Source organism: Bradyrhizobium sp. NBAIM18 (assembly GCF_020193825.1).
Lineage (GTDB): Bacteria > Pseudomonadota > Alphaproteobacteria > Rhizobiales > Xanthobacteraceae > Bradyrhizobium > Bradyrhizobium yuanmingense.
In genome coordinates, this window is record NZ_JADYVO010000021.1 from 1 (window position 1) to 25,077 (window position 25,077).

25 protein-coding genes and 1 riboswitch are annotated in these 25,077 nt (G+C 65.2%); of the genes, 15 read left to right on the forward strand and 10 right to left on the reverse strand.

The window, feature by feature from the left end; genetic code table 11:
- Window positions 1-389: 389 nt before the first annotated feature.
- Complete coding sequence (locus I6F17_RS30855; protein ID WP_225127535.1) at window positions 390-1,589, reverse strand: hypothetical protein; 1,200 nt, start codon at window positions 1,587-1,589, stop codon at window positions 390-392.
- Between the two features lie 269 nt (window positions 1,590-1,858).
- On the opposite strand from I6F17_RS30855, the gene I6F17_RS30860 reads away from it, so the two are divergent.
- Complete coding sequence (locus tag I6F17_RS30860) at window positions 1,859-2,671, forward strand: nickel-binding protein (RefSeq protein ID WP_036034994.1); 813 nt, start codon at window positions 1,859-1,861, stop codon at window positions 2,669-2,671.
- A 179-nt stretch (window positions 2,672-2,850) separates the two neighbouring features.
- On the opposite strand, the gene I6F17_RS30865 is transcribed toward I6F17_RS30860, so the two are convergent.
- Window positions 2,851-3,747 carry a LysR family transcriptional regulator gene (locus tag I6F17_RS30865; RefSeq protein WP_225127536.1) on the reverse strand — a complete coding sequence of 299 codons (897 nt, stop codon included), beginning with the start codon at window positions 3,745-3,747 and terminating at the stop codon, window positions 2,851-2,853.
- Between the two features lie 93 nt (window positions 3,748-3,840).
- Between I6F17_RS30865 and styA the strand changes: the two genes are divergently transcribed.
- The 3 genes from styA to I6F17_RS30880 all read left to right on the forward strand — a co-directional run bounded on the left by styA (window position 3,841) and on the right by I6F17_RS30880 (window position 5,990).
- Window positions 3,841-5,091 carry a styrene monooxygenase subunit StyA gene (styA, locus tag I6F17_RS30870; protein WP_225127538.1) on the forward strand — a complete coding sequence of 417 codons (1,251 nt, stop codon included), beginning with the start codon at window positions 3,841-3,843 and terminating at the stop codon, window positions 5,089-5,091.
- Between the two features lie 69 nt (window positions 5,092-5,160).
- Window positions 5,161-5,463 (forward strand): EthD family reductase, encoded by a 303-nt coding sequence (locus I6F17_RS30875; protein ID WP_225127541.1) that lies wholly within the window; start codon window positions 5,161-5,163, stop codon window positions 5,461-5,463.
- Window positions 5,463-5,990: a flavin reductase family protein gene (locus tag I6F17_RS30880; RefSeq protein ID WP_225127543.1), complete on the forward strand. Its 528-nt coding sequence runs from the start codon at window positions 5,463-5,465 to the stop codon at window positions 5,988-5,990. Before I6F17_RS30875 ends, I6F17_RS30880 begins: the two co-directional genes overlap by 1 nt.
- 220 nt (window positions 5,991-6,210) lie before the next feature.
- Here I6F17_RS30880 and I6F17_RS30885 read toward each other — a convergent pair whose 3' ends face one another.
- A complete protein-coding gene (locus tag I6F17_RS30885; RefSeq protein WP_225127545.1) occupies window positions 6,211-7,230 on the reverse strand; it encodes an arginase family protein in 1,020 nt (339 codons plus the stop codon).
- Between the two features lie 84 nt (window positions 7,231-7,314).
- Here I6F17_RS30885 and I6F17_RS30890 point away from each other — a divergent pair, with 84 nt between their 5' ends.
- Window positions 7,315-8,289, forward strand: coding sequence for a magnesium transporter CorA family protein (locus I6F17_RS30890; protein ID WP_225127547.1), 975 nt, complete (start codon window positions 7,315-7,317; stop codon window positions 8,287-8,289).
- A 40-nt stretch (window positions 8,290-8,329) separates the two neighbouring features.
- Here I6F17_RS30890 and I6F17_RS30895 read toward each other — a convergent pair whose 3' ends face one another.
- Entirely contained in the window at window positions 8,330-8,956 is a 627-nt protein-coding gene (locus tag I6F17_RS30895; RefSeq protein ID WP_225127549.1) for an alpha/beta hydrolase, read from the reverse strand.
- Complete coding sequence (locus I6F17_RS30900; RefSeq protein ID WP_225127560.1) at window positions 8,953-9,891, reverse strand: ring-cleaving dioxygenase; 939 nt, start codon at window positions 9,889-9,891, stop codon at window positions 8,953-8,955. The genes I6F17_RS30895 and I6F17_RS30900 overlap by 4 nt, the downstream gene beginning before the upstream one ends.
- Window positions 9,892-10,019: 128 nt before the next feature.
- Here I6F17_RS30900 and I6F17_RS30905 point away from each other — a divergent pair, with 128 nt between their 5' ends.
- The 3 genes from I6F17_RS30905 (at window position 10,020) to I6F17_RS30915 (ending at window position 12,151) form a co-directional block, all read left to right on the forward strand.
- Window positions 10,020-10,949, forward strand: a complete 930-nt coding sequence (locus tag I6F17_RS30905; protein ID WP_225127562.1) for a LysR family transcriptional regulator — start codon at window positions 10,020-10,022, stop codon at window positions 10,947-10,949.
- A 409-nt stretch (window positions 10,950-11,358) separates the two neighbouring features.
- Window positions 11,359-11,835, forward strand: a complete 477-nt coding sequence (locus tag I6F17_RS30910) for a hypothetical protein (protein WP_036005431.1) — start codon at window positions 11,359-11,361, stop codon at window positions 11,833-11,835.
- Window positions 11,836-11,878: 43 nt separating this feature from the next.
- Window positions 11,879-12,151, forward strand: a complete 273-nt coding sequence (locus tag I6F17_RS30915; RefSeq protein WP_225127564.1) for a hypothetical protein — start codon at window positions 11,879-11,881, stop codon at window positions 12,149-12,151.
- An 87-nt stretch (window positions 12,152-12,238) separates the two neighbouring features.
- Here I6F17_RS30915 and bluB read toward each other — a convergent pair whose 3' ends face one another.
- Genes bluB through cobU form a run of 3 tightly spaced genes read right to left on the reverse strand, consistent with a single transcriptional unit; the run spans window position 12,239 to window position 14,158 of the window.
- Complete coding sequence (gene bluB, locus I6F17_RS30920) at window positions 12,239-12,871, reverse strand: 5,6-dimethylbenzimidazole synthase (RefSeq protein WP_225127565.1); 633 nt, start codon at window positions 12,869-12,871, stop codon at window positions 12,239-12,241.
- 4 nt (window positions 12,872-12,875) lie between these two features.
- Window positions 12,876-13,658: an adenosylcobinamide-GDP ribazoletransferase gene (gene cobS, locus I6F17_RS30925; protein WP_225127568.1), complete on the reverse strand. Its 783-nt coding sequence runs from the start codon at window positions 13,656-13,658 to the stop codon at window positions 12,876-12,878.
- Window positions 13,655-14,158, reverse strand: a complete 504-nt coding sequence (gene cobU / locus I6F17_RS30930; RefSeq protein ID WP_225127570.1) for a bifunctional adenosylcobinamide kinase/adenosylcobinamide-phosphate guanylyltransferase — start codon at window positions 14,156-14,158, stop codon at window positions 13,655-13,657. The genes cobS and cobU overlap by 4 nt, the downstream gene beginning before the upstream one ends.
- A 123-nt stretch (window positions 14,159-14,281) precedes the next feature.
- Here cobU and cbiB point away from each other — a divergent pair, with 123 nt between their 5' ends.
- Both cbiB and cobD read left to right on the forward strand, forming a co-directional pair.
- Window positions 14,282-15,223 carry an adenosylcobinamide-phosphate synthase CbiB gene (gene cbiB / locus I6F17_RS30935; RefSeq protein WP_225127591.1) on the forward strand — a complete coding sequence of 314 codons (942 nt, stop codon included), beginning with the start codon at window positions 14,282-14,284 and terminating at the stop codon, window positions 15,221-15,223.
- 11 nt (window positions 15,224-15,234) lie between these two features.
- Entirely contained in the window at window positions 15,235-16,200 is a 966-nt protein-coding gene (gene cobD / locus I6F17_RS30940) for a threonine-phosphate decarboxylase CobD (protein WP_225127612.1), read from the forward strand.
- Here the strand turns inward: cobD and I6F17_RS30945 are convergent.
- Window positions 16,189-17,637 (reverse strand): cobyric acid synthase, encoded by a 1,449-nt coding sequence (locus I6F17_RS30945; RefSeq protein WP_225127619.1) that lies wholly within the window; start codon window positions 17,635-17,637, stop codon window positions 16,189-16,191. The genes cobD and I6F17_RS30945 overlap by 12 nt on opposite strands.
- Window positions 17,638-17,642: 5 nt before the next feature.
- Entirely contained in the window at window positions 17,643-18,278 is a 636-nt protein-coding gene (gene cobO / locus I6F17_RS30950) for a cob(I)yrinic acid a,c-diamide adenosyltransferase (protein ID WP_225127621.1), read from the reverse strand.
- A gap of 40 nt (window positions 18,279-18,318) precedes the next feature.
- Window positions 18,319-18,539, forward strand: a riboswitch (cobalamin riboswitch).
- A gap of 94 nt (window positions 18,540-18,633) precedes the next feature.
- Here cobO and I6F17_RS30955 point away from each other — a divergent pair.
- Genes I6F17_RS30955 through I6F17_RS30975 form a run of 5 tightly spaced genes read left to right on the forward strand, consistent with a single transcriptional unit; the run spans window position 18,634 to window position 25,076 of the window.
- On the forward strand, window positions 18,634-19,008 hold the full coding sequence (locus I6F17_RS30955) for a DUF1636 domain-containing protein (protein ID WP_036005458.1): 375 nt from the start codon (window positions 18,634-18,636) through the stop codon (window positions 19,006-19,008).
- Window positions 19,005-20,039 carry a cobalamin biosynthesis protein CobW gene (gene cobW, locus I6F17_RS30960; protein WP_225127623.1) on the forward strand — a complete coding sequence of 345 codons (1,035 nt, stop codon included), beginning with the start codon at window positions 19,005-19,007 and terminating at the stop codon, window positions 20,037-20,039. The genes I6F17_RS30955 and cobW overlap by 4 nt, the downstream gene beginning before the upstream one ends.
- Entirely contained in the window at window positions 20,039-23,287 is a 3,249-nt protein-coding gene (gene cobN / locus I6F17_RS30965; protein ID WP_225127626.1) for a cobaltochelatase subunit CobN, read from the forward strand. Before cobW ends, cobN begins: the two co-directional genes overlap by 1 nt.
- On the forward strand, window positions 23,284-24,447 hold the full coding sequence (gene cobG, locus I6F17_RS30970; RefSeq protein ID WP_225127627.1) for a precorrin-3B synthase: 1,164 nt from the start codon (window positions 23,284-23,286) through the stop codon (window positions 24,445-24,447). The genes cobN and cobG overlap by 4 nt, the downstream gene beginning before the upstream one ends.
- Window positions 24,447-25,076, forward strand: a complete 630-nt coding sequence (locus tag I6F17_RS30975) for a precorrin-8X methylmutase (protein ID WP_225127629.1) — start codon at window positions 24,447-24,449, stop codon at window positions 25,074-25,076. The genes cobG and I6F17_RS30975 overlap by 1 nt, the downstream gene beginning before the upstream one ends.
- The last annotated feature ends 1 nt before the right edge of the window (window position 25,077 follow it).

Sequence of the window (25,077 nt, forward strand, 5' to 3'; positions counted from 1 at the left end):
CCCCCCGCCCGAGCGACTTGGCCCCACAGTGGCGGCGGAAGGTCAGGCGCCACTGTGGTGATCCCGTGCGGTATCAACTCCGCTGCGCCGAAATCGGAAGCTCCTTTTTTCTCATCCCCGAACCGCGTTTCCATCAACCGGCGTGCGGCACATTGCCCCGGGCTGCCGAAATGAAATCTGAGCCAAGGACTTATCTGCGCAACGAGGTGATCGAATGAGCGCGACTTCCGCTGTCGGCCCATCGTTCCGCTAGGGCGTAGCGACGAGTTGTCCGGAAGCGGGGTAAACCGGAAGCGCCCCGACTGCTGGGCAAACCGGCGGCTTTTTGACCCCTTGCGGACATATCGAGACAGACCGAAACGGCCGAGACGCGAAGCACTGCGGCCCAACTACGGAAGTCCTTTTGTCATCGTAAAGGGGTTGAATCCACGTTCCGCGAGAGCAGCCCACGAAGCTGCGCCAAGATGTGCCAATCGGAAATAGTTTCGCGGCTTGGTCGGGTCGGTGTCCAACACGAACCCCGTCGGTAACGCGCGGACATTCGTGGCATAGAACCCACCATCGGGCGACCTCTGGGATTCGATGACAGCGATCAACGATTCTGCCCTCTCAAGCTTGCCGAGCAATTTCATCAAGAGAGCCATTTGGCCGGTACCTTCGGTCCACACGCCGTCCCGGTCTTCACCATAAGAGAAGCCTCCGCCGACACTCATTCGCTGTTCGGCGGTCGTTATTGCCGATGCAAATTTCCCGGCCGCTCCATGAAGCGCCGTTAAAGGCCAGATCTGGGCATCCAGAGCCAAAATCGGATTACGCGTGACACCGTCTTCGGCGGTCCCTGCGGCGAAACAGGCGCACCCCTGATCCCACATCGTATTTACAAAATGCTCGGCAACATTTGCCTTATCGCGCCAGCGCGCATCGCCCGTACGGATCGCAAGAAGGCCAAACGCGGCGGCGAGGTCAGTATTATGTTCAGTCGATTTCCAGGTTCGCACGTCCGGCGCCGGTTCGTGCCCAAACGTACCACCCGTGAAACCGCCAGTACCGCGCGTATCGGCCCATTGCGCGACCCAGGCGCCAAGCCGTGCTGCACCATCGCGGAACCGAGAGCCGGTGTTTACGTCATCGATCGACAGCAACGCCAACATGGCCCATGCCACGTTACCAACATCGCTGCCCACCTGATATCGATCCTCTAGCCATTTGTTTTGAGTTTTGTCCCACCACCCTGGAAGTTTGACGGGGCCGTTCACCACCACGCCCGCCGCGTAAGCGTTCCTGAGGCGGCCATCATGCCAGGTGCGGTCGTTATCGATGGCCCAGAGAATTGCCGAGGCAATTCGAAATGCTTTGTCTCGCTCGCCGCAACCGACCAATGCGATGACGGCTACCGCATTGTCATAGAGGTAGGCGGCGGTATGGAGAGGCCCCGATTCGACGGTGGGATAGCTGGGCAGGAACAGTGGCCCAGATGGTGATGTCTTATCGATCAGGCCTGCGAGGTATCCGCACGCTGACGCTTCCGGTGTTGCTTGAGCCCGGGGTGGAGTGACGAACATGATTATGAAAGTCGTTACGATCCACACGAATGTTTCTATTCGGGCCACTTGCTGTTCTCCAGGGTGGACGATGATTCTATATACCCATCGCGATGTCTGGAAGTGGCCCGAGGCTGGCCCTGGCTCAAAGCGTCGAGGTCTGCTTCCCGTAGGTGACTCGAACAGGGTGATACGAGCGAGTTGAGGCAGCTTTGACCCGAAGCTGACATCAGGACGCAGGGATTGGCACTTTCGGGAACTTCGAGCTTGGTGCAGACTTCAGGTCATATTTCGAAGAATTGGATAGGGTGCTGCCAATGCCAATTTTCCTTGACCGACACGATCTCTCGGGGCTGACGGCTGCCGATATCGCCGAGGCGCATCGCAAAGATTTGGAAGTGCAAGATCGATACGGCGTTCGTTTTCTAACATACTGGTTTGATGAATCGCGCGGCACGGGCTTCTGTCTCATTGACGCACCGGATATCCGAACGGCGATGAGGGTTCATGATGAAGCTCATGGCGACGTAGCGAAAGATGTCATCGAGGTCGACCTCTCGGCGGTCCAGGCGTTTCTGGGGAGGGTGTCCGACCCGGCGCCTAGTAGTGCGGCAAACGATGTCAAATTCGATTCGGCGCTGCGAGCTATCATGTTCACCGACATCGTTGGCTCTACCAGCATGACGGAGCGTCTGGGCGATGCCCGTTCAGTGGAGATGGTTCGGGCTCATGACGCGCTGGTGCGCCGGGCCTTGAAGGACGAGGGCGGGCATGTGGTGAAGCACACCGGCGATGGTATCATGGCATCCTTTGCCGACGCATCCGCCTCCGTGCAATGCGCCCGCGCCATCCAGCGCGCATTTGAAGCCTTCAATCTGGCGAGCAAGGAGAAGCTTCAGGTGCGAATTGGCATCGATGTCGGCGAACCGATTGCTGACAGCAACGACCTTTTCGGTGCGACTGTTCAACTGGCCGCTCGTTTGTGTCAGTTGGCCGAACCGGGAGCTATTCTCGTGTCGAAGGCTGTACAGGATTGCATCCGGGATCGCGTGCAAGTGCTAAGCTTGGGTGCCTACCATCTCAAAGGCTTTCAGCAGCCCATTGATGCATACGGAATCGAATGGCGTTAACTTGCCCCTGAGCCGATCAATGCTGAGGCCATCGCAATGTTGGCTCTCAGGGGTCGACCGGACGCGGAGCCGTAGTTACCTCGACCGCCGCCTTTGATCCTTTCCAGACGTCGAACGCTCGACGGAACAAGCCAGTTTCGCTGGTTGCCGAAGAGGCGAGATCAGCGTTTCGAAAGCGATCAGGCGAGCGCAAAGACGTCCGCACGTTCGATGATCAGATCGCGGAACAGTCGTGCCCGGTGTGACATCCATTGCGGGTCGGGATAGACGACATGCATGGGCAGCGGCGGCACGACGAAGTCGGGCAGCACGTGGACGAGACGGCCGGCCGCAATGTGCTCGACGGTGCACCAGTTCGGCAGCACGGCGACGCCTATCCCCTCCAATGCAGCCAGCGTCATCACGTCCGCATCGTCGCAGGTCATCGCCGGCGCGATGTCCACGACGTAACGGCCGGTTTCGGATTCGAACGTCCACTGATTCTTCTGCGACAGGCGTGAGTAGGTGACGCAGGGCATGCGGCGCAGATGATCCGGCAACGAGGGCACCTGATGACGCGCAAGCAGTCCGGGCGCCGCCACCAGCAGGCGTTTGATGGTGCCCACCCGCCGCGCCACGAGCGAACTCGAATTGAGGCTGCCGATCCGTATCGCAAGCTCGGTCCCGGTTTCGATCAGGTCGACGAACTGTTCCGTAAAGCTGACGTCCAGCCGGACATCAGGATAGCGGCGGGTATATTCGGCGAAGATCTCACGGAAGAAGAAGCGGCCGAACGAGGTCGGCACCGTCATGCGCAACGTCCCTGACGGATTGCCGATCCGGCTCTGCGTCGGCGCGCCCGCGCTCTCGAGCAGCGCGACAATGTCCTTGGCGTACTTCAAGACGCGGTCGGCTTCCGGGGTCGGCCGCAGCTTGCGCGTGGTGCGCACGAACAGCCGGCAGCGAAACTCGGCTTCCAGCAGCGCGATGCGCTTGCTGATCGCCGGTTGCCCCAAACCGAGGTCGTCGGCGGCCTGGGTGAAACTCCCTGCCTCCATCACCCGGATGAAGGTCTGCAGCGCCTCGATCCGGTCCATTCATTCCTCGCCGGAATTTATAATATTCTGACCATTCCATATACGGCACGGCCGGTCCGGTCTAGCCTTTCCTGCGTTCAGGGGAGGACACGAATGAGCAAATCGATCGGCATTCTCGGGGCCGGCATCGGCGGCCTGCATCTGGCGCTCTACCTGCAGAAGCAGGGCATCGCGGCATCCGTGCTGACGGACCGCGCCCCGGAGCAGTATGCAGCGACACGGCTGATGAACACCGTCGCGCATCACAGCGTCACCATCGCGCGCGAGAACGAGCTTGGCGTGAACCACTGGGATGATCCCCAAGTGGTCTATCACCATCACGATCATTTCTTCAATTTCCCGGATAGCGGGCTGCTGTTCCGCGGTGCATTTCAGCGGCCGAGCCGCGCGGTGGATTATCGGATCTACCTGCCGGCCCTGATGAAGGACTTCGAGGATCGTGGCGGCCTGATCGAGTATGCCAGCATTCAGGATGACGACATCCCCGCGCTGGTCTCGCGCTTCGACCTTCTCGTCGTCTCCACCGGCAAGGGCGCCCTCGGTCGCATGTTCGCTCACCGGCCCGAACTCTCTCCGTACACGCGGCCGCAGCGCCTGCTTTGCGTCGGCCTGTATGACGGCGTCGATCACGGCAGCCCGGATGACGACGATCCGCGCGGCGTCACCCTGTCCGTCTCGCCCGGCCATGGCGAGATGATCGTCATTCCGACGCTGAGCTTCGGCGGGATGAAAACGGCGCTGTTGATGGAAAACATTCCAGGCGGCGACATGGCCGACCTGGTCTCGCTCAGCTACGATGCCAACCCGGCAGCATTCCGCCAGACCCTTCTGGATAAGCTGGAAAAGCATCATCCGCACACCTACAACCGCATCGACACGCACCGCTTCGGGCTGGCCCAGCCTCTCGACCTGCTTCAAGGCGCGGTGGTGCCAACGGTGCGGCAGTCCTGGGTGGCTTTCGACGGCGACAAGCTCGCCATTGCCTTGGGCGACGTTCACTCCGTCGTCGATCCCTTGATGGGCCAGGGCGCCAACATGGCTTCATACGCGGCCTTCGAGCTCGGCAAGGCGATCACCGACGCGGTGGCATTCGATGCGCGCTTCGTCGAGGACGTCGACCGTGCGCGCGAGAACCGCGTGCTTGCCGCTGCCCGCTGGACCAACATGATGCTGCAGCCGCCATCGGAAGCCATGGGCCGGCTGATCTTCGCCATGTCGCAGGACCGGGAGCTTTGCGACGAGTTCACCGAGAACTTCAATTATCCGGAGCGCCAGTGGGATCGTCTGGCGAGCGACAAACGCATCCACGCCTGGATCGATAGAAGCGGCAGGATCGCCGCCTGACGACGAACCGCCGTACGGACTCAGTTCCGCTCCTTGGCGGATGCTGAACCATGTCTGAGAGGAACACCAATGCATTGCCTGACCGTTCTTTACCCGACGCCCGACGATCCACCAGCCTTCAGGGCCTACTACGTAGACAAGCACGTCCCCTTGGCCGCGACGCTGCCCAGTCTGGTGCGTCATCACTACGCTTTCCCCCAACGACTCGGACCGGGGGAGGCGCCTTTCTGCATCTTCCAGGCATTCTTCTCCGATGCGGCTGCGATGGACGCGGCGCTCGGTTCGGAGATCGGCCGGAAGGTCGCAGCCGACGTGCCAAACTATTCGCCCAAGGGGGCGACACTCTGCCATTTCAAGATCGAAGGCGCGTAATGGGTCACGTTGCCGAACCGGCCGGTTTTCGGGCAGCCGCATCGCGGTTCGCGACGGGCATTACGGTCGTCGCGACCGTCGATGAGGATGGCGCGCCGCTCGGCATGACCGCCAACAGCTTCACGACTGTTTCGGCGGATCCGCCGACGGTGCTTGTCTCTCTCATGCTTGGGCGGACGTGGCAGGCTGTGGCCAGGTCCGGCGTCTATTCGGTCAATGTCCTGCATGCGGAAGACGCAGCGCTCTGCGCGCACTTTGCCGGAAGACCTCTGTTGCGCGACGCTCCGCCGCTCGTGCCTCGCCAGGGATTTTTCGTGCTCCCGCAGGCGATCGCGCAGTTCGCCTGCGAGGTGGTCCAATCGATCGATATCGCCGACCACACGCTCTTCATCGGCGAGGTGCGCTGGTGCCGTCACAATGAGGGAACGCCTCTCGCATTCTACGCCAGCCGTCTTCGAAGGGGCGTGGGGATGGAAATCTCTTCCGCGGAAAGTGTTGCCTATCCGGGTGAGGGATGGTGGACTTGAGACCTCTGTTGTTGCGGCAGAAGCATTTGGGCGCTTTCGCTGCGGCCATCCTTCGAGACGCCCGCTTTGGGCGGGCTCCTCAGGATGAGGATCGAATGCGCGGAAGCAGTTTCAACGGGCACTGATGCTGATGAGCCTCATCCTGAGGAGGCGCGTTAGCGCCGTCTCGAAGGACGAGGCGTGCGCACCGATCGCCGCCACGATTCAAATGCGGTAGCAATTATACCTTCCGCTTGCGAACACAACCCAGCACATTGCAGATGATCCGCGCGACCGCAATCGCTCCCAGATTCTGCACATCGCGCTCTGGAACGAATTCGACGAGGTCCAGGCCGACTATTCTGGACTTTGCCGCGACACCCCGTATGAGATCGACCACGTCGAAATAGGACAGGCCGCCGGGCTGTGGGACGAGCACGCCGGGGATGACCGATGGATCGAGACCGTCGCAATCGATGGTCATCAGGCACTCGCCGTCATCCTCGATCGCGTCGAGCACGCTTGCGATCCCGTGATGCTGGACATGTCTTGCCGTGAAGATCTTCGCGCCCCACGCCTTTGCATCGTCGAATTCGGCGCGACCGGAGCCGCCGATGCCGCGCAAGCCGACCTGCACGATGCGCTTGACCCAGGGCAATTCGCTGGCGCGCCGCATCGTGCTGGAGAAGGTATAGCCCGATCCGTTTCGCTGATCCCGCCAATCAAGGTGGGCGTCGATCTGCACGACGGTCAGTCCCTTGCAGTCCTGGAACGCCTCGAAGAAAGGAATGGGGACGGAATCATCACCGCCCAGGAGGATCGGAACGGCGCCGACCGAAAGGACGGCCTGCGTGGCTGCTCTGATGGCATCACGGTTGCTCTCCGGCGTCATTGGGTCGGTCGGGACGTTTCCACCGTCCAAGACCGTCATTTTGCTCGGATCGAGCAGCTCGGCGTCCTGATCGAAATCCCAGCGGGTGAGATCGCTCTCATAGTGACGCAGCGCGCGACGGATGACGTCGGGCGCTCTTGCGGCATGGCTGGTCTGACCTGCGAGGTACGGGGTGGCATCCGACGCGCCGAACAGGATCGCGTCAGCCGCCGGCAGTGGGGCGGTCAAGTCGCAGGCCTCAACACCCAGGAATGTCGTCATGTCGGGATGCACTACGCGTATCCATGGATCACCCGCGCGTCCGTCAACGTGCATCGCTCGACCGTGTTCCGGTCGGTATCTCGATGTCCCCTGGAATACCGCTGTCACTTGGAGAGTCTTGAACGTCTGGAACTCTCATGCGTTAGTCGGCGGCGCCATCCGGCATGACGATGCGGCCACGGAGTTCGGTTCTTGCTTAGACTTTACAGGTGGCCGTCCGACGACTGGCACGGCATCGGCGCGGAAATGCCCACGGAGGTCATCTGGGCCGATCTTCTAAACGGTACCGACGAGGAAAAGCAGTTCGTCGAGCGGCTGCTCGGCATCCGCATTCCCTCGGAAGACTCGCTCAGCGAGATCGAGGCGTCGAGCCGCCTGATCTTCGACCACGGCACGCTCTATCTCAGTTCGCCCGCGGTCCGGGTCACCGAGGCCGACGAGGCCGAGATCACGCCGGTGGGCTTCGTCATCGGTCCGCATGTGCTGGTGACGGTGCGCTTCGCAGAGCTGCCGATCTTCGACGACATCGGCAAGCGCATCGGCTCCGATGACAGCCTGGAGAACGGCATGTGCGTGTTCGTCAGCCTGCTCGAGGCCATGATCGATCGCGGTGCCGATGTCCTGGAGCATCTCGGCGGCAAGGTCGATCAGCTTTCGCGGGGTGTCTTCAAAGGCGGCATGGTGCGCACCCAGCGCCCGGTGCGCTCCAGCCGCAGGATGCGGGAGGCCCTGGAGACTGTCGGCGAGCTGGCCGACCGGCTCGCCAAGGCGCGCGATGTCCTGCTCGGGGTGGGCCGCGTTGCCGCGTTTGCCGGCGACGTCGGCAGCGAGTGGATCACGGCATCCTCGAAGAAGCGTCTGGAAGCCGTGTCCAAGGACGTCGTCTCGCTCAGCGATTACGAGACGCGATTGTCGGACAAGATCCAGCTGTTGCTCGATGCCGTGCTCGGCTTCATCAACATCCAGCAGAACGAGCTGTTCAAGATCCTCACCATCGTGTCCGTCGTCGGCGTGCCGCCGACCATCATGGTCGGCATCTGGGGCATGAACTTCAAGCACATGCCCGAATTGGACTGGAGCTTCGGCTATCCGCTGGCCTGGCTCGCAATCATCGCCAGCGGCCTGTTGCCGCTGATCTGGTTCAAGCGGCGCGGCTGGTTCGAGTGATGGCAGCGGCGCATCGTTCAAACGATGCGCCGCTGCTCGATCATGCGGCCTTGGCGTCCGCCTTGCTGATCCAGTCGCGGGACAGCGTCACATCGGCCTGCGACAATTGGTGGCCGGCTGGCAGCACCTTGTGATCGACGCGCGCGCCGGCGTCCGACAACAACGCCGCGAGCCGTGCCGAATTGCTCGCCGGCACGATCGGGTCGGCCTGGCCGGAGAGCAGCAGCACCGGCTTGCCGCCGAGCGCAGCCTTTGGCGGATCCGACAACGGCACCATCGCGCGCAGCAGGACCGCGCCGGCAAGCACGTCCGGCTGCAGCAGCAACAGCGCGGCCGCGATGTTGGCGCCGTTGGAGAACCCGACCGCGATCGGCGCGGCGAGGCCGTAGCGTTGCCGCGCCTCCGCGACGAAGTCGCCGAGCTCGTTCGCGCGGCGACGTACGTCCTCCTCGTCGAACACGCCTTCGGCGAGACGGCGGAAGAAGCGCGGCATGCCGTGCTCGAGCACGCGGCCGCGCGGCGAAAGCAGGGCAGAGCCGGGCGAGATCATCTGGCCGAGGCCGAGCAGGTCGTTCTCGTCGCCGCCGGTGCCGTGCAGCAGCAACAGAGGTGGAGAGCCCGCGTCGCCTGCGGGCTCGAAACGATGGATGAATGCAGTCTCGGTCATGACGCGGTCTCTTCCAGATTCGGCAGAACGCCCTCGATCTGCTTGCGGTGCGGTTCGAGGAAAGCAGGCAGCTTCAGCTCGCGGCCGAGGCTCGCCACGGGCTCGTCGACCGCGAAGCCGGGGATGTCGGTCGCGATCTCGAACAGCACGCCGCCGGGCTCGCGGAAGTAGATCGAGCGGAAGTAGTTGCGGTCGCGTTGCTCGGTCGGATGCAGGCCGTGATTGCTGACGAGCTTCTGCGCCATCTGGCCCTGCTCGGCATCGTCGGCCGCACGGAAGGCGATGTGATGCACCGAGCCGCCGCCCTGATGGCCCCGCAGGAAGCCCTTGGCTTCGTAGATGTCGACGACGCTGCCCTCGGCATCGCCGGGCGCCTTGAAGCGGATCACCGAGCCCTCCCGCCCGGTCTCCTTGAAGCCGAACACGTCGGTGAGGATGGCCGCCGTCTTCGCGGCGCTGTCGAGCAGCAGGGTCACGCCGTGGAAGCCGCGGATCGCATGCTCGGCCGGCACGTCGCCATTGCTCCAGCCCGGCTCATTCTCGGCGCCGGGAATGCCGACTAGCGCGAGCGCCATGCCATCGGGATCGGTGAACGGCAGGACGGACTCGCCGAAGCGCTTCTCCAGCGCCTCATACGCGATGCCCTTCTCGGTAAAGCGCTGGGTCCAATAGCCGAGCGAGCGCTGCGGTACGCGGAAGGCGGTCTGATGGGTCTCGCCGACGCCGCGGCGCCCGGCCGAGACGCCGGCCCAGGGGAAGAAGGTCAGGATGCTGCCGGGGCGGCCGGTCTCGTCACCGTAATAGAAGTGGTAGGTGCCGGGATCGTCGAAATTGACCGTCTTCTTGACGAAGCGCAGGCCGAGATCCCGCGTGTAGAAGCCGAAATTGCGGATGGGATCGCCGGCGATCGCGGTGACATGGTGCAGTCCAGACATTGTCGTCCTCCAGATTCGGGGAGCGGTCTTGCTCTGGCCGGAAATATCGTTCCGCTTTGGATTGGAGACAATCCATGCAAATATGACGGCTATGTCTACGATTTGGAAACAGTCAACGGGGCGCCCCCTTGGATAAGCTCGGCAGCCTCCAGGCCTTCGTGAAGGTGGTGGAAAGCGGCAGCTTTGCCGAAGCCGGCCGGCAGCTGCGGCTGTCGCGCTCGGCGATCAGCAAGTACATCGCCGACCTCGAGGAGAGCCTCGGCGTCCAGCTTTTGAACCGCACCACAAGGCACGCCAGCCCAACCGAGAACGGCCAGCGCTATTTCGAGCGCGCGGTCGTGATCCTCTCGGAGATCGAGGCGGCGGACCAGGCGGTGACGCAGGCGCAATCGGCGCCGCGGGGGCTGCTGCGTGTCAACGCGCCGATGTCGTTCGGCACGATGCGGCTCGGGCCGGTCCTCGCCGATTTCATGGCGCGCTTCCCGGAGCTGCAGCTCCAGATCGTGCTCAGCGACGATCTGCTCGATCCCGTGCAGGACGGCTTTGACGTGACCTTGCGGATTGCGGAGCTGGAATCGTCCAGCCTGATCGCGCGCAAGATCACGCCGGTGGCGCGCATGATCTGTGCGTCGCCGGATTATCTCGCCCGGCACGGCACGCCAAAAGATCCGCAGGATCTGCGCGAGCATGCTTCGCTGACCTACGGCTTCCTGCTCACGGGCAATCAGTGGAAGCTCACAGGCAACGACGGCGACCACTGGATCCAGCCGGCCTGGTCGCTCTGCGTCAACAATGCCGAGGTGCTGCGCGATGTCGCCATCAAGGGCAGGGGACTGGCGCTGCTGCCGGAGTTCATTGCGGCCGATGCGTTGCGGAAAGGCGAGTTGCGGACAGTGCTGGATGATTATTCCGCGCCGCCGCTTGCGCTCTATGCGGTGTATCCGCCGACGCGGCATCTGTCGGTGAAGGTGCGGCTGTTCATCGATTTTCTGGTGGAGCGGTTCGGGCGGGAGGATGAGGAAGTTGGCGGGCGCAGACGTGCGGAGGCTGGGTCGTGAAGCCACGAATCTGCCGGGGCAACGGCTCGCAGCGCCAGTCTAGGGACTCTGCCGCTGAAATTGTGAGTGGCATGGGTTCTCCCATTGTCAGCGTTGTTGACAGTGATTCCTCGGAATTACTCTTGCGCGAATGATAAGATGAAGTCTGGCAACCAGCAGAGGCCATGATGATTGTGCCTCTGCTGAGAGTCCCGCGCAGTGGCTGGATACGATTATATCGCAACGGAGACTTGAACTTTCTTCCCGTGGCTTGGGACCCATATTCGCGTCCCGACTTCGCCTCAGGACAGAGAGAGTTCAGCCGCTGTCGGGCGTTGCCGAGGGCTCTCTTCCGTGCCACCGCGAAGAGCCTGGCTCGATGAGTCGCCCGCACTTCTCGACTTGGTTTCAACAAGCGCAGGAGGAAGCTATGCGGAAGTCTCTCACCTTTTTCCTTTCTGGTGTGGCATTGGCCGTCGCGGCGTCAACCGCCGTAGCCGGTGAGCGGGTGCTCGAGTTCAAGCTCGTCACCAAGCCGCTCGACCTCAAGGTCATAGAGGCCGCAAACGTTGAAGGACAGACGGTCGTGTCCGGGAAATTCTTCGGAGTGGCCGTCTTCAGCGATGGCCGTATCGGCGTGAAAGAGTTCGTCAATAGTTCGGACCAGCTCAAAGGGTCTGGCCCCTTCTTCGGCTATAGCACTTACACGTTCGAGGAAGGCTCGATTACGGCGCGCTACACCGGATCGGCAAAAGACGGCAAATCGACGGGCGAATACACGATTCTGTCGGGCACTGGTGCCTACGCGAATGCAACGGGTACGGGAACCATCGAAAGCGCGCCGAACCCGTTCAAAGGCGTCAATCTGCTAAATATAAAGCTCGTCGTTAAAACCTCGGGCTCGTGAACAGCGAATGCCATCAGGTCCCGCACAAAGGCAGTTGATCCCTTTGCGTGACGCGTTGGCCCGGTCGGAAACACATCGCCGGCCGGGCAACCTGCTGAAGAAGGGCTGGAGCCGTGAGATTGATCCTCCCGCTTGGGCAACTGACTCGGAGCTGCTGGAGCTTGTTGATTTCCGCGTTGCGCCGAGCGCGATCCATCCCGCGACCGATGCAGTCGCGAGGCGAATGAAGCCGCGGCGATTGACCGCCGAGGAAACGAAAGATCGCCCCGTCATGGAGACTAAGTTGCACGATCGCCTTGCTTTGCTCGATGCTTAGCGCGAAAGCGGGGGGCCCACAATCGGCGAAAGGCGCATGTGAATGTTCGTTCGCAGGCTTTCGATCCGGCGCCCGGCGCCCGGCGGCCTAGCGCCGCAGCGTGAACGCGTCCGCGCTGCGCCGGTGCTCCCAATTCGCCTGCTCGAGCTCGGGCTGATCGCACTCGGTTTCCGGATAGCCAATGCAGAGATAGGCGATGAACTTCCAGCTGTCAGGCACGTCGAGAACAGCGTGCATGCGCGCAGGGTTCAGTATCGACACCCAGCCGATGCCGATGCCCTCGGCGCGGGCGGCGAGCCACATTGCGGTAATGGCGGCGACCACGGAATATTCGGTCGTCTCCGGCATGGTCGCGCGGCCGAGGCCGTGGCCGATGTCGCTGGCCTTGTCCGCGAACACCGCGAGGTGGGCGGGCGCCTGCTCGAGGCCGGACAGTTTCAAGGTGGCATAGCGTGCGGCGCGGTCGCCGGAGTAGCAGCTCAGCGCGTCGGCATTGCACGTCCTGAAATCCTCGACCACGGTGCGGCGCGTTGCGGCATCATTGACGATCACGAAGCGCCAGGGCTGGCTGAGGCCGACCGAAGGCGAGAGGCAGGCGGTCTCGATCAGGCGATCGATAGTCCCCTCCGGCAGCGGATCGCTGCGAAAGCGGCGCACGTCGCGACGCCACACGAACAGCTCGCGCAAGTGCTGGCGGAAATTGTCGTCGAACTCGACCATGAGGTCATCGCCCCATCTGGAAGGACGCGGCCACCAGCAGGATCAGGATCTCGCCCGTCTGCTCGAACGCGCCGAGGATGTCGCCGGTCTGCCCCCCGATCTGGCGGATGGCAAGCCGCGCCAGCAGCAGGCCGGCAAGTGACAGCAGGATCAGGCCGACCAGCGCCTTGCCCGGCCCCAACGTCAGGGCAAGCGCAAGCGTTCCAAGCGCGAAGGCGATGGCCACGCTGCGCCCAGGCGGCGCCCCGGCGCCGGCAGAGAGGCCATTAGGCCGCGCCGACGGGACCAGCGACATGAAGGCCGGCAGGCCGGCACGGGCGGCAACGTGCGCCGCGCACAGCGCGAGCATGACGGCCCATGGATTTGCGATCGTCGCAAGCGCGCTCCAGCGCAGACCGAACGATAGGATCAGGGCGCAGACGCCATAGGTCCCGATCCGGCTGTCGCGCATGATCTCGAGCTTGCGCTCGCGCGTGCGGCCGCCGCCGAGGCCGTCCGCGGTATCGGCAAGTCCGTCCTCGTGCAGCGCGCCGGTGATGAGGGCGGTCGTGGCTAGCACGAGGAAGGCGGCGAGGCTCGGCGTCAGTCCGAAGCGAATGGCGATCTTGTAAGTGAGGGCGCCGGCGAGGCCGACCAGCAGTCCCGCGACCGGCAGCGCCCACATTGCCCGCGCAACGGCGCCGTCGCCCGTAGGCTTCGAGGATGCCACCGGCAGGATCGTCACGAACGATGTCGCCATCCTGAGATCGGCAACGATGTCTTTGAGCAGCTCGGCGCGCGGGATCATTTCAGCTTCATCGGCAGGCCCGCGACGACGAACTCGACCTCGTCTGCGAGCTCGGCGATGGTCTGGTTCATGATCCCGGCGGCGTCTCGAAAGCTGCGCGCCAGCGCGTTGTCGGGCACGATGCCGAGCCCGACCTCGTTGGTGACGAGCACGACCGGGCTCCTGAGGTTGATCAGGGTGGCGGCTAGCGCGGTCACCTCGTCCCACCAGTCGAGCTCCGCATGCATGAGGTTGGAAAGCCACAGGGTCAGGCAGTCCACCAGTCGTGGGCCGCGGCCGTCGGTTGCGACCAGCGCGGATACCAGGTTGAGCGGCACCTCGCGCTCGATCCAGTCTGTTTCGCGCCGTGCGCGGTGCTTGGCGATGCGTTCATCCATTTCGGCATCGAGCGCCTCCGCCGTCGCGATATAGACGGGCCGGCCGGGAAAAACCCTCGCGCGAGCCTCCGCCCGCGTGCTCTTGCCCGACCGCGCTCCACCCGTGATCAAGATGACGGCCATGAAACTCTCCTGTCTGCCAGCACTAATCACCAATCGCAGCCAAAGACAAAGCGGAAATCAGGCCGCCGGGGGGTTGCGCTCCGCCTTCGCTTTGCGCAACAGGGGCGGGACAGGAGGCAGGGTGTGGGCTTTGCGGGCGCGATGATGGTGGCGATGGCGGTGGATGCCCTTCTGGGCTGGCCGGGCGCGCTGTTCGCGCGGATCGGCCATCCCGTGACCTGGCTGGGCGGGCTGATTGCGGCCATCGACAATGCCTGGAATCGCGCGTCCGAGCCGCCGGCATTGCGTCGAGCCGCCGGAATCGCCGGCGCGCTTGCGGTGATCGCGCTCTCCGTTGCGGTCGGCTGGGCGCTGCAATCACTGCTTCCTTCGGGTTGGGTCCAGATCGTGCTGATTGGCATCCTGGCGTGGCCGTTGGTCGCGCTCCGCTCGCTGCATGATCATGTGGCTGCCGTCGCCACGCCCTTGCTGGCCGGCGACGTTGCAGCGGCGCGCGATGCGGTCTCGCGCATCGTCGGCCGCGATCCCGCAAGCCTCGATGACGCCGGCATCGCGCGCGCGGCGATCGAGAGCCTTGCCGAGAACGCTTCCGACGGCATCGTCGCGCCGGTGTTCTGGGGAGCGCTGTTCGGCCTGCCCGGTATCCTCGGCTACAAGGCCATCAACACGCTGGACTCCATGATCGGCCACCGCAGCGAACGGCACGAAGCCTTTGGCTGGGCGGCAGCGCGCATCGACGATGTCGCCAATTTCATCCCGGCGCGGCTGACCGGATTCCTCTTCGTGCTGCTGGCACCACAGCGGTCGGAAGCATTGGCCTGCATGACGTGCGATGCGCGCCGTCATCGCTCGCCGAATGCCGGCTGGCCGGAAGCGGCCATGGCGGGCGGGCTCGGCGTGCGGCTCAGCGGCCCCCGCATCTATCACGGCAGCATTACCAACGAGCCCTGGCTGAACGAGGGTGCGCGCGATCCGCGCGCCGCCGATATCACCGAGGCGCTGACAGTCTATCGCCGCGCCATGCTGCTGGTCGCCGGCGTGCTTGCGATCCTGGCTTTCGCGTGAAACAACGGGGCATGCGCGAGCACGGTGGAAATCTCGATCTGGCCCAGCGGCGTTTCAGCGGACGCGCAGAGGATTGGATCGATCTGTCGACCGGGATCAACCGGATGCCCTATCCCGTGGGCGAGGTAAGCGCACGCGCGTGGAGCGCGCTGCCGTCACGCGCCGAGATCGAGGCATTGCATCAGGCGGCGCGGCACGGCTACCGCACGAGCGCACCGATCGTTGCGATGGGCGGTGCTCAGGCCGCCATTCAATTGCTGCCGCAACTCGCGGCGCCGGGGTGGGCGCGCATCCTCGCGCCGACCTACAATGAATATGCCGGCGTCCTGTCGGCCGCGGGCTGGGATATCCAGGAGGTTGCCGAGCTCGATGCGCTGGCGGGTGCGGACCTCGCCATCGTCGTCAATCCCAACAATCCCGACGGGCGGTGCCATTCGCGCAAGGATCTGCTCGCGCTGTTGCCGCGCGTCGGCCGTCTCGTCGTAGATGAGAGCTTTGCCGATCCCGATCCGCAGCTGTCGCTTGCACTGGACGCGGATCGACCAGGACTGTTGATCCTGCGTTCCTTCGGAAAGTTTTATGGCTTGGCCGGCCTGCGGCTCGGCTTCGCCATCGGTGATGCCGCCGACATCGACAAGCTTGCCGCCATGTCGGGTCCATGGCCTGTTTCGGGCGCGGCGATCGAAATCGGCTGTCGTGCCTTGCGCGATCAGGCTTGGGCCGAGGCGACGTCGGCGCGGCTCGCGCGCGACTGTGTTCGCCTCGATGCGATGGCGCATTCGCGAAGCTGGCGGCTCATCGGCGGCACACCGCTGTTTCGCTTGTACGAAACGGCTGACGCGGTGGCTGCGCAGGAGAGGCTCGCGCGCGCCCACATCTGGTCCCGCGTCTTCGCGCAACAGCCGACATGGCTGCGCCTAGGACTTCCCGGCAGCGAAGCCGAATGGACGCGCCTTGCCGAGTCGCTAGCGCGCTAGCGCGAGCAGGCCTTCGACGTCGAGATGCTTTTCGATGTGATCGGCCAGCGCCTCGAGCGCGCTCTCGACCCTGGCGTGATAGGGCTCGTCGCCCGCGGGAATGTCGAGCTTGGCGAGATAGGCCTTGCGGAAATCATCTGACGTGAACAGGCCGTGCAGATGGCTGCCCTGCACACGGCCGTCGCGCGAGATCGCGCCTTCAGGCTCGCCGTCCAGCTTCGCGAAGGGGCGGGCGCGATCGGGTCCTTCGGTGCGACCGATGTGGATCTCGTAAGCCTGGATCGGCTGGTCCGTCGCGGCATGCACGGCCGCAACGCGCGTGAGGGTTTTTTGCGGGCTCATCACCGTCTCGACATCGAGGAGCCCGAGGCCCGGCGTGTCGCCCGCAGGTCCCTCGATGCCTTCGGGGTCGGCGACGCTGCGTCCCAGCATCTGATAGCCGCCACAGAGGCCGAGCACATGGCCGCCCCTGCGGTGGTGCGCGAGCAGGTCGATGTCCCAGCCCTGCGCGCGCAGGAAGGCGAGGTCGCCGCGGGTGGATTTGGAGCCGGGAATGATGACGAGGCGCACGTCGCCCGGGATCGCCTCGCCTGGGCGCACCATCACGAGATCGACGCCCGGCTCGAGCTTGAGAGGATCGAGATCATCGAAATTGGCGATGCGCGATAGCGCGAGGCAGGCGATCTTGCATTGGCCCGGCTTGCGCGCATCGCGCAGGCCGAGCGCGTCTTCGGCCGGCAGCTCGCCGGCACGCGGGAACCAGGGCAGCACGCCGAGGCCGCGCCATGCAGTCTTTTGCTCGATCAGCCTGTAGCCGTCGTCGAACAGCGTGGGATCGCCGCGGAACTTGTTGATGACGAAGCCAGAGATCATCGCGGCATCGTCGGGGTCGATCACCGTCTTGATGCCGACCAGCTGGGCAATGACACCGCCACGGTCGATGTCGCCGACCAGCACCACCGGCACATTCGCCTTACGGGCAAAGCCCATATTAGCGATGTCGGACTTGCGCAAATTCACCTCGGCCGGGCTGCCGGCGCCTTCGACCAGCACCAGATCGGCGCGCTCCTTCAGCCGTTCGAAACTCTCCAGCACCGCGCCCATCAGCGACGGTTTCATCGCCGCGTAGTCGCGCGCGCGTGCGGTCGCGATGCGCTTGCCGTGGACCACGACCTGCGCGCCGACATCGGTCTCGGGTTTGAGCAGCACCGGGTTCATGTCGGTGTGCGGCTCGACACCGGCGGCGAGGGCCTGCAGCGCCTGGGCGCGGCCGATCTCACCGCCATCGACGGTGACCGCGGCGTTGTTCGACATGTTCTGCGGCTTGAACGGCAGCACGCGCAGACCACGGCGCGTAAAGGCGCGCGCGAGGCCGGCGACGATGAGCGACTTGCCCACGTCCGAGCCGGCCCCCTGAATCATCATTGCGCGTGCCATTGAACCTAGAACTCGACGCCGGCCTGCGCCTTGATGCCGGAACGGAACGGATGCTTGACCAGCGTCATCTCCGTGACGAGGTCGGCGATCTCGATCAGCTCGTCCTTGGCGTTGCGACCGGTGAGCACGACATGCGTCATCGCAGGCTTTTGCGTCGTCAGGAACTCGATGACTTCGGCGATATCGAGATAGTCGTAGCGCAGCGCGATGTTGATCTCGTCGAGCACGACCATGCGCAGCCGCTCGTCGAGGATCAGTTCCTTGGCCTTCTCCCAGCCGGCGCGCGCGGCGGCGATGTCGCGGGCGCGGTCCTGCGTCTCCCAGGTGAAGCCTTCGCCCATCGCATGGAACTGGCAGAGATCGCCGAAATGGCCGGTGAGCAGGCGCCGCTCGCCGGTGTCCCAGGCGCCCTTGATGAATTGCACCACCGCGCAAGGGAAGCCATGCGCGACGCAGCGGACGATCATGCCGAAGGCCGAGGAGGATTTTCCCTTGCCGGCGCCGGTATGGACGATGATCAGGCCCTTTTCGCCGCTCTTGGTCGCCATGATCTTGTCGCGGGCGGCCTTCTTCTTCGCCATTTTCTGGGCGTGCCTGATGTCGGTTTCCTCGGCTGTTTGGGTATCCGGTTCAGATGTCATGGGACCCGGTCCTTCGGCTTGACAAGTGGCGGCCACCGGCAAATGGTGGCCCGGCGTTGGTTCCTGTCCTATGACAGGCGAAGAGGGAATGCGATAGGGTCCGAATCGGCAGATCTGGATCCAAACTGCAGCCGCCCCCGCGACCGTGACCGGAGAGATGCCCGAGGCCACTGATTCCTTACGGAATCGGGAAGGCGGGGATCGAAGGGCCAAAACCCTGCTCCGCAAGCCGGGAGACCTGCCAGCGCGGACGAGTTTTGGACCGGCGGACGGGGTGTTCCGCGACGGGGAAGCGGGCCTTTCTGGAGAATGGTCCGTGCGCCTCATCGCCTCCCGCTGTTATCTGGAAGAGGCGATGACCGTCACACTTCATGTCTGCATCACCTGCCGCGCCGGCCAGACGCTTGGCGAGGGCGAGACGACGCCCGGCAAGCGCCTGCATGGCGCGATTCTCGAGGCCGGCGTGCCCGAGGGCGTCAGCGTGGTTCCCGTCGAATGCCTGTCGGCCTGCAGCCAGGGCTGCTCCGTTGCGCTCAGCGCGCCCGGCCGCTGGTCCTATGTCTATGGCCGCCTGTCCGATGCCAATGCGCAGGACGTGGTCGCGGGCGCTGCGGCCTATGCGGCCGCGCCCGACGGCATCGTGCCGTGGCGCAGCCGTCCCGAAATCTTCCGCAAGCAGTCGCTTGCCCGTATTCCCCCTGTGACCGTCGTGCCGGAGGCCGCTGAATGAACTCGCTCGCAAAAGTCCCGGTTACGGTCGTCACCGGTTTCCTCGGCTCCGGCAAGACGACGCTGATCCAGCATCTGCTCAGCAATGCCGGCGGCAAGAAGCTCGCGGTGCTCGTCAACGAGTTCGGCAGCGAAGGCGTCGACGGCGAGATCCTGAAGTCCTGCGCCGATGCGAACTGTCCGGAGGAGAACATCGTCGAGCTCGCCAATGGCTGCATCTGCTGCACGGTGGCTGACGACTTCATACCGACCATGGAGCAATTGCTGGCCCGCCCGGTGCGGCCCGATCACATCCTGATCGAGACCTCGGGCCTGGCGCTGCCGAAGCCGCTGTTGAAGGCGTTCGACTGGCCGGAGATCCGCTCGCGCATCACGGTCGACGGCGTGATCGCGCTGGCCGACGCCGAGGCCGTCGCGGCCGGCCGTTTCGCGCCGGACCCGGCTGCGGTGGAAGCGCAGCGCGCGGCCGACGAAAACCTCGATCACGAGACGCCGCTGTCGGAAGTGTTCGAGGACCAGATCGCCTGCGCCGACATCGTGCTGCTGACCAAGGCCGACCTTGCGGGCGCAGCCGGAATCGAAGCCGCAAAGGCGGCGATCATCGCCGAGATGCCGCGCCGCGTGCCGATGCTGCCGGTCACCGATGGCGCGATCGACGCGCGCGTCATCCTCGGTCTCGGTGCGGCCGCCGAGAATGATCTCGCCGCGCGGCCCTCCCATCACGACGGCGAGGAAGAGCACGAGCATGATGATTTCGCCTCCGTCGTGATCGACCTTCCGGAGGTGGCGGATATCGAGGCACTGGTCGCCTCCGTCCAGAAGCTGGCGCGCGAGCAGAACGTGCTGCGGGCTAAAGGCTATATCGCGGTCGCGGGCAAGCCGATGCGCCTGCTGCTGCAGGCCGTCGGCGAGCGGGTGCGCCATCAGTTCGACAAGCCTTGGGGCGCTGGTCACAGGCAGTCGAAGCTCGTCGTGATCGGTGAGCACGGCGACATCGACGAGGCTGCGATCAAGGCGGGACTTGGTATCTGATGCACGTCGTCTTCCGCGAGAGCCGCGGTCTCGAGGAGACCGCGACGCCAAGAGACATCGGCCAGGACCCGGCCGATCTCGTGGTGCTCTCGTATTCGGATTCCGACCTTGCCGCGTTCGCGGCCGGCTGGCGGCGCGGCCGGGGCAGCCTGCCGTCGCTGCGGCTCGCCAATCTCGCGGAGCTGCGGCATCCGCTGTCGGTCGACACCTATATCGAGCGCACGCTGTCGCAGGCCCGCGGCATATTGGTGCGCCTGATCGGCGGGGAGTCCTATTGGGCGTACGGGCTTGCGGCGCTCCAGCAACTCGCGAAAGAACGCAACATCGTGCTCGCCGTGCTGCCGGCGGACGGCCGCGACGACACGCGGCTCGATGCGTACTCGACCCTGCCGGTCTCGACGCTGCGGCGGCTCAAGGTGCTCTGCGACTCCGGTGGCCCGGTCGCCGCGCAAGCCGCGATCGCGCAGCTCGCGCTGGCCTCGGGCCTCTATGCCGGCCCGGTCATCGGCGAGATGACCGTGCCCGAGATGGGATTCTACGATCCCGGGCGCGGCGTCATTGCCGCGCCAGTGGGCGGCGAGGGGAAGCCGCGCGCGCTCGTGACGTTCTATCGCTCCTATCTCACGGCCGCCGATACGGGGCCGGTCGACGCCTTGATTGCCGCGCTGCGCGAGAAGGGATTTGACGCCTACGGCGCGTTCGTCACCTCGCTGAAGGCGCCAGGCGTTGCCGACTGGCTGCGCGCGCATTTGGCGCAACATCCTGCGGCGGCGATCGTCAATGCGACGGCGTTCTCGGCCCTTGGCGACGACGGCACGACGCCATTCGATGCCGCGTCCTGTCCGGTGTTCCAGGTCGCACTCTCGACGGCGCGGCGCGAGGATTGGGCGGAATCACTGCGTGGCCTGTCGCCCGGCGATCTCGCGATGCATGTGGTGCTGCCGGAAGTAGACGGCCGCCTTTTCGCCGGCGTGGTGAGCTTCAAATCGGCCGGGATGCGCGATCCGGATTTGCAGTTTGCGCATCTGGCGCACAGGCCGGATGAGGAGCGTGTCAACGCCGTTGCCGCGCGCGTCGCGGCCTCGCGGCGTCTTGCGGAGAAGCCGCCCGGCGAGAAGCGGCTGGCGATCGTCCTCTCGAACTATCCGGGCCGGCCGCATCAGATCGCGCACGCCGTCGGGCTCGACGCGCTGGCGTCGGTCGAGGCGTTGATCTCCGATCTCGCGGCGGTCGGCTTCGACGTTGCGCCGGTCGATGCGCTCGGCGCAAAACTATTGACGCAGAGCTTGACCTGGAGCGTCGCCGAATATCGCACGGGGCTGTCGCGCCTACCGCAATCCTTGCAGGACGATCTAGCGCAAGCCTGGGGCGCGCCGGAGGATGATCCGAGCTGCTGCGACGGCCTATTCCATTTCGCCAGCATGGCGTGCGGCCGGTCGGTCATCGCAGTCCAGCCCGAGCGCGGCGACGCGGCCTCGCGCGATGCCGATTATCACGATCTCGCCCGCACGCCGCGCCACGCCTATGTCGCATTCTATCTCTGGCTCAGGCAGCAAGGCTGCGATGCCATCGTGCATATGGGCGCACATGGCACGCTGGAATGGCTGCCCGGCAAATCCGTGGCGCTGTCGCAAGCGTGCTGGCCGGAAGCGCTGATCGGCGATCTCCCCGTCATCTATCCCTTCATCGTCAACGATCCCGGCGAGGCCGCGCAGGCCAAGCGGCGCATCGGCGCGGTCACCATCGGCCATTTGCCACCGCCGCTTGAGACATCAGCGGTGCCGGAGGGGCTTCGTCGGCTCGAACGGCTGCTCGACGAATATTCGACCGCTGACGGTCTCGATCCCGCCCGTCGCCAGCGCCTGATTGCGGCGATCCGCGATGAAGCGCGCGCGGCGGGCCTCGAACACGATCTCGGCCTCGATGCATCGGCCGCACCGGCCGAAGCGATTCCACGGATCGACCGCTTCGTCTGCGACCTCAAGGAGAGCCAGTTCGGCGACGGGCTGCATGTGTTCGGCCGCGGCACGTGCGGCGATCAGGAGCGGGACGCATTGCGTTCCGTGCTCGCCGGCAAACGCGTTGCCCCCGGGCCGTCGGGCTCCCCGTATCGCGGGCGTCAGGATGTGCTGCCGACAGGGCGCAACCTCTTCGCCGTCGACCCGCGTGCGGTGCCGACACCGTCGGCGCATGCGGAGGGGATAAAACTCGCCGAAGAGCTGCTGCGCCGTCACTTGCAGGATCACGGCGACTGGCCGAAGGGCCTTGTCGTCGATCTCTGGGGCTCGGCGACGATGCGCACCGCAGGCGAAGAGTTCGCGATGGCGCTGCATCTGGCCGGCCTTGCGCCGCGCTGGGATCATGCGTCCGGCCGCGTCACCGGTTACGACATCATCGCCCCGGCCGAGCTCGGCCGTCCGCGCATCGACGTCACCCTGCGGGTATCCGGCCTGTTCCGCGATGTCTTCGCAGGGCTCGCGCAATTGTTCGAAGCCGCCGCCGAGGCGCTCGCCGCGCGCGAGGACGAGGGCGATGAGAATCCCTATCGCCAGCGTGCGTCCCGCGTGTTCGCGCCGCGGCCCGGACACTACGGCGTCGGCCTCTCGGCGATCCCGGATGCCTTCACGCCGGAGACGCGCGAGGCCGCAGGCGAAGCGTGGCTGTCGGCGTCGTCCTGGGCGTTCTCTGCCGATGGCGCGATGCAGCCGGATCGCGAAGGTATCGAACAGCGTCTCGCGTCCGCCGACGCTTTTGTCCACGTCCAGGACTTGCCCGAAACCGATCTGCTGCTGGCCACCGATTATGCCGCGCATGAGGCAGGCATCGCCGCAGCAGCCGCGCATCTCGGGGCAGGCGCGCCGTCGCTCTATCACCTCGATGCGACGCGGCCCGGCGAACCGCATGCGCGCACGCTGACGGAGGAGATCTCGCGCGTCGTTCGCGCACGCGCGGCCAATCCGGCCTGGATCGCCGGCATGATGCGCCACGGTCTCCGCGGCGCCGCCGAGATCACCGCGACGCTGGAGCACATGGCCGCCTTCGCACATCTCGCCGGCGCCGTGCCGCCGCATCTGTTCGACCTCTATTACGACACGACACTCGGCAACGACGACGTCCGCGCCTTCATGGCGCGCGAAAATCCGTCCGCACTCGCCGCAATGGAAACCTGCTTCACGCGCCTGCACGAAGCCTCGCTCTGGCGAACCCGCCGCAATTCGATTGCAGCGGCGCTGCGGGAGGCCTCATGAGCGCGACCACGGTCAAGGGTTGGTGTCCGGGCGCGCTGCGCCCGATGCAATCGGGCGACGGGCTCGTGGTGCGCGTGCGCCCGTTCGGTGGGCGCCTTGAAGCGCCGCAAATCTCCGGGCTTGCGGAACTCGCCGAGCGCTTCGGCAATGGTCTGATCGACGTCACGAGCCGGGCCAATCTGCAGATCAGGGGCGTGAATGAGGACGGCCATCGGCCGTTGCTCGATGGTCTTGCGCGATTGGCACTGCTCGATCCCGACGCCGACATCGAAGCCAGGCGCAACATCCTGGTGACGCCATTCTGGAGCAACGGCGACGAAACGCAGTCGCTCGCCGCGGAGCTCGAGGAGGCGCTTGCCGATTCTGGCCTGGCGCTTCCCACCAAGTTCGGCTTCGCCATCGATGACGGGCGGTCGCGTGTTCTCGCTGGCGATTCCGCCGACATCCGCATCGAGCGCGACCGCTCGGGCGGTCTCCTGGTGCGGGCCGATGGCGCCAAGCTCGGTCGTTCCGTTGAACGCGGACAGGCCGTGAGCGCGGCGCTGGCGCTCGCAAGCTGGTTCATCATCTCCGGCGGTGCAAACGGCGGGCGAGGGCGCATGGCAGCCCACATCGCATCCGGCGCCGTGTTGCCTCAATCGTTGCGCGGCGAGACCGAGCCAGCGCCGGTGATGGCCGCGGTGCGGCCGGGACACTATCCGCAAGGTGCAATGGTCGGGGTGGCGTTCGGGCAGATGCTGCACGCGACGCTGCATCAATTCTCTGCTTGCGGCCATGCGCTGCGCATGACCCCGTGGCGGATGGTGCTGAGCGAAGGCAAGCGCGAGATGCCGAGCGGGACGGGGCTCATCACCGAGCCGTTCGATCCGGCCCTACGCGTCATCGCCTGCAGCGGCGCGCCGCGCTGCCGCGAGGCCCATGCCGATACGCGCGCGCTGGCCGCGGCGCTCGCGCCGCGCATCCCCGCCGACGCGCGGCTCCATGTCTCCGGCTGCGGCAAGGGCTGCGCCCATTCCGGCGCGGCTGCGGTTACCCTGATTGCGACGCGTGCCGGGTTCGATCTCGTCCGCGACGGCTCGACCCGCGACGCGCCGGTGCTGCGCGGGTTGAACGGCGCCGACATCGTCAGCGATCCCTCCATCCTGGTCGGAGGGAACTGATGCCGCACACCTACGAGACCGACGGCGCTGTGATCTACCGGCAATCCTTTGCCACCATCCGGGCCGAGGCCGATCTCGCCCGCTTCGCGCCGGACGAGGAGCAGGTGGTGGTGCGGATGATCCATGCCGCCGGCATGGTCGGCCTCGAGGCGCATATCCGCTTCACCCCTGATATGGCGATTGCCGCGCGCGCGGCCTTGCAGAAGGGCGCGCCGATCCTGTGCGACGCGCGCATGGTGTCCGAAGGCATTACGCGGGCAAGACTACCCGCCGCCAATGCCGTGATCTGCACGCTCGGCGATCCCGCCGTGCCCGCGCTGGCACAGTCCATGCGCAACACGCGCTCGGCCGCCGCGCTGGAACTGTGGAGACCGCACCTCGATGGCGCGATCGTCGCGATCGGCAATGCACCGACCGCGCTGTTTCATCTGCTCAACATGCTGGAGGATCGCGACTGCCCGCGGCCGGCTGCGATCATCGGCTGTCCGGTCGGCTTCGTCGGCGCGGCCGAATCCAAGGCCGCGCTGATGGCCGATCCGCCGGCACCGGCGCTCACCGTCGAAGGCCGCCTCGGCGGCTCCGCCATCACGGTTGCTGCCGTGAACGCGCTGGCAAGCCGGAGCGAATAGC

Coding starts and splice junctions, on each gene's coding strand:
- I6F17_RS30880 (WP_225127543.1), top strand. CDS start 5,463: ATGGGTCACGTTGCCGAACCGGCCGGTTTTCGGGCAGCCGCATCGCGG.
- I6F17_RS30910 (WP_036005431.1), top strand. CDS start 11,359: ATGCGGAAGTCTCTCACCTTTTTCCTTTCTGGTGTGGCATTGGCCGTC.
- cobD (WP_225127612.1), top strand. CDS start 15,235: ATGCGCGAGCACGGTGGAAATCTCGATCTGGCCCAGCGGCGTTTCAGC.
- cobO (WP_225127621.1), bottom strand. CDS start 18,278: ATGACATCTGAACCGGATACCCAAACAGCCGAGGAAACCGACATCAGG.
- cobW (WP_225127623.1), top strand. CDS start 19,005: ATGAACTCGCTCGCAAAAGTCCCGGTTACGGTCGTCACCGGTTTCCTC.
- cobN (WP_225127626.1), top strand. CDS start 20,039: ATGCACGTCGTCTTCCGCGAGAGCCGCGGTCTCGAGGAGACCGCGACG.
- bluB (WP_225127565.1), bottom strand. CDS start 12,871: ATGGTCGAGTTCGACGACAATTTCCGCCAGCACTTGCGCGAGCTGTTC.
- I6F17_RS30875 (WP_225127541.1), top strand. CDS start 5,161: ATGCATTGCCTGACCGTTCTTTACCCGACGCCCGACGATCCACCAGCC.
- I6F17_RS30955 (WP_036005458.1), top strand. CDS start 18,634: ATGACCGTCACACTTCATGTCTGCATCACCTGCCGCGCCGGCCAGACG.
- I6F17_RS30895 (WP_225127549.1), bottom strand. CDS start 8,956: ATGACCGAGACTGCATTCATCCATCGTTTCGAGCCCGCAGGCGACGCG.
- cobG (WP_225127627.1), top strand. CDS start 23,284: ATGAGCGCGACCACGGTCAAGGGTTGGTGTCCGGGCGCGCTGCGCCCG.
- I6F17_RS30945 (WP_225127619.1), bottom strand. CDS start 17,637: ATGGCACGCGCAATGATGATTCAGGGGGCCGGCTCGGACGTGGGCAAG.
- I6F17_RS30865 (WP_225127536.1), bottom strand. CDS start 3,747: ATGGACCGGATCGAGGCGCTGCAGACCTTCATCCGGGTGATGGAGGCA.
- cobU (WP_225127570.1), bottom strand. CDS start 14,158: ATGGCCGTCATCTTGATCACGGGTGGAGCGCGGTCGGGCAAGAGCACG.
- styA (WP_225127538.1), top strand. CDS start 3,841: ATGAGCAAATCGATCGGCATTCTCGGGGCCGGCATCGGCGGCCTGCAT.
- cobS (WP_225127568.1), bottom strand. CDS start 13,658: ATGATCCCGCGCGCCGAGCTGCTCAAAGACATCGTTGCCGATCTCAGG.
- I6F17_RS30860 (WP_036034994.1), top strand. CDS start 1,859: ATGCCAATTTTCCTTGACCGACACGATCTCTCGGGGCTGACGGCTGCC.
- I6F17_RS30975 (WP_225127629.1), top strand. CDS start 24,447: ATGCCGCACACCTACGAGACCGACGGCGCTGTGATCTACCGGCAATCC.
- I6F17_RS30900 (WP_225127560.1), bottom strand. CDS start 9,891: ATGTCTGGACTGCACCATGTCACCGCGATCGCCGGCGATCCCATCCGC.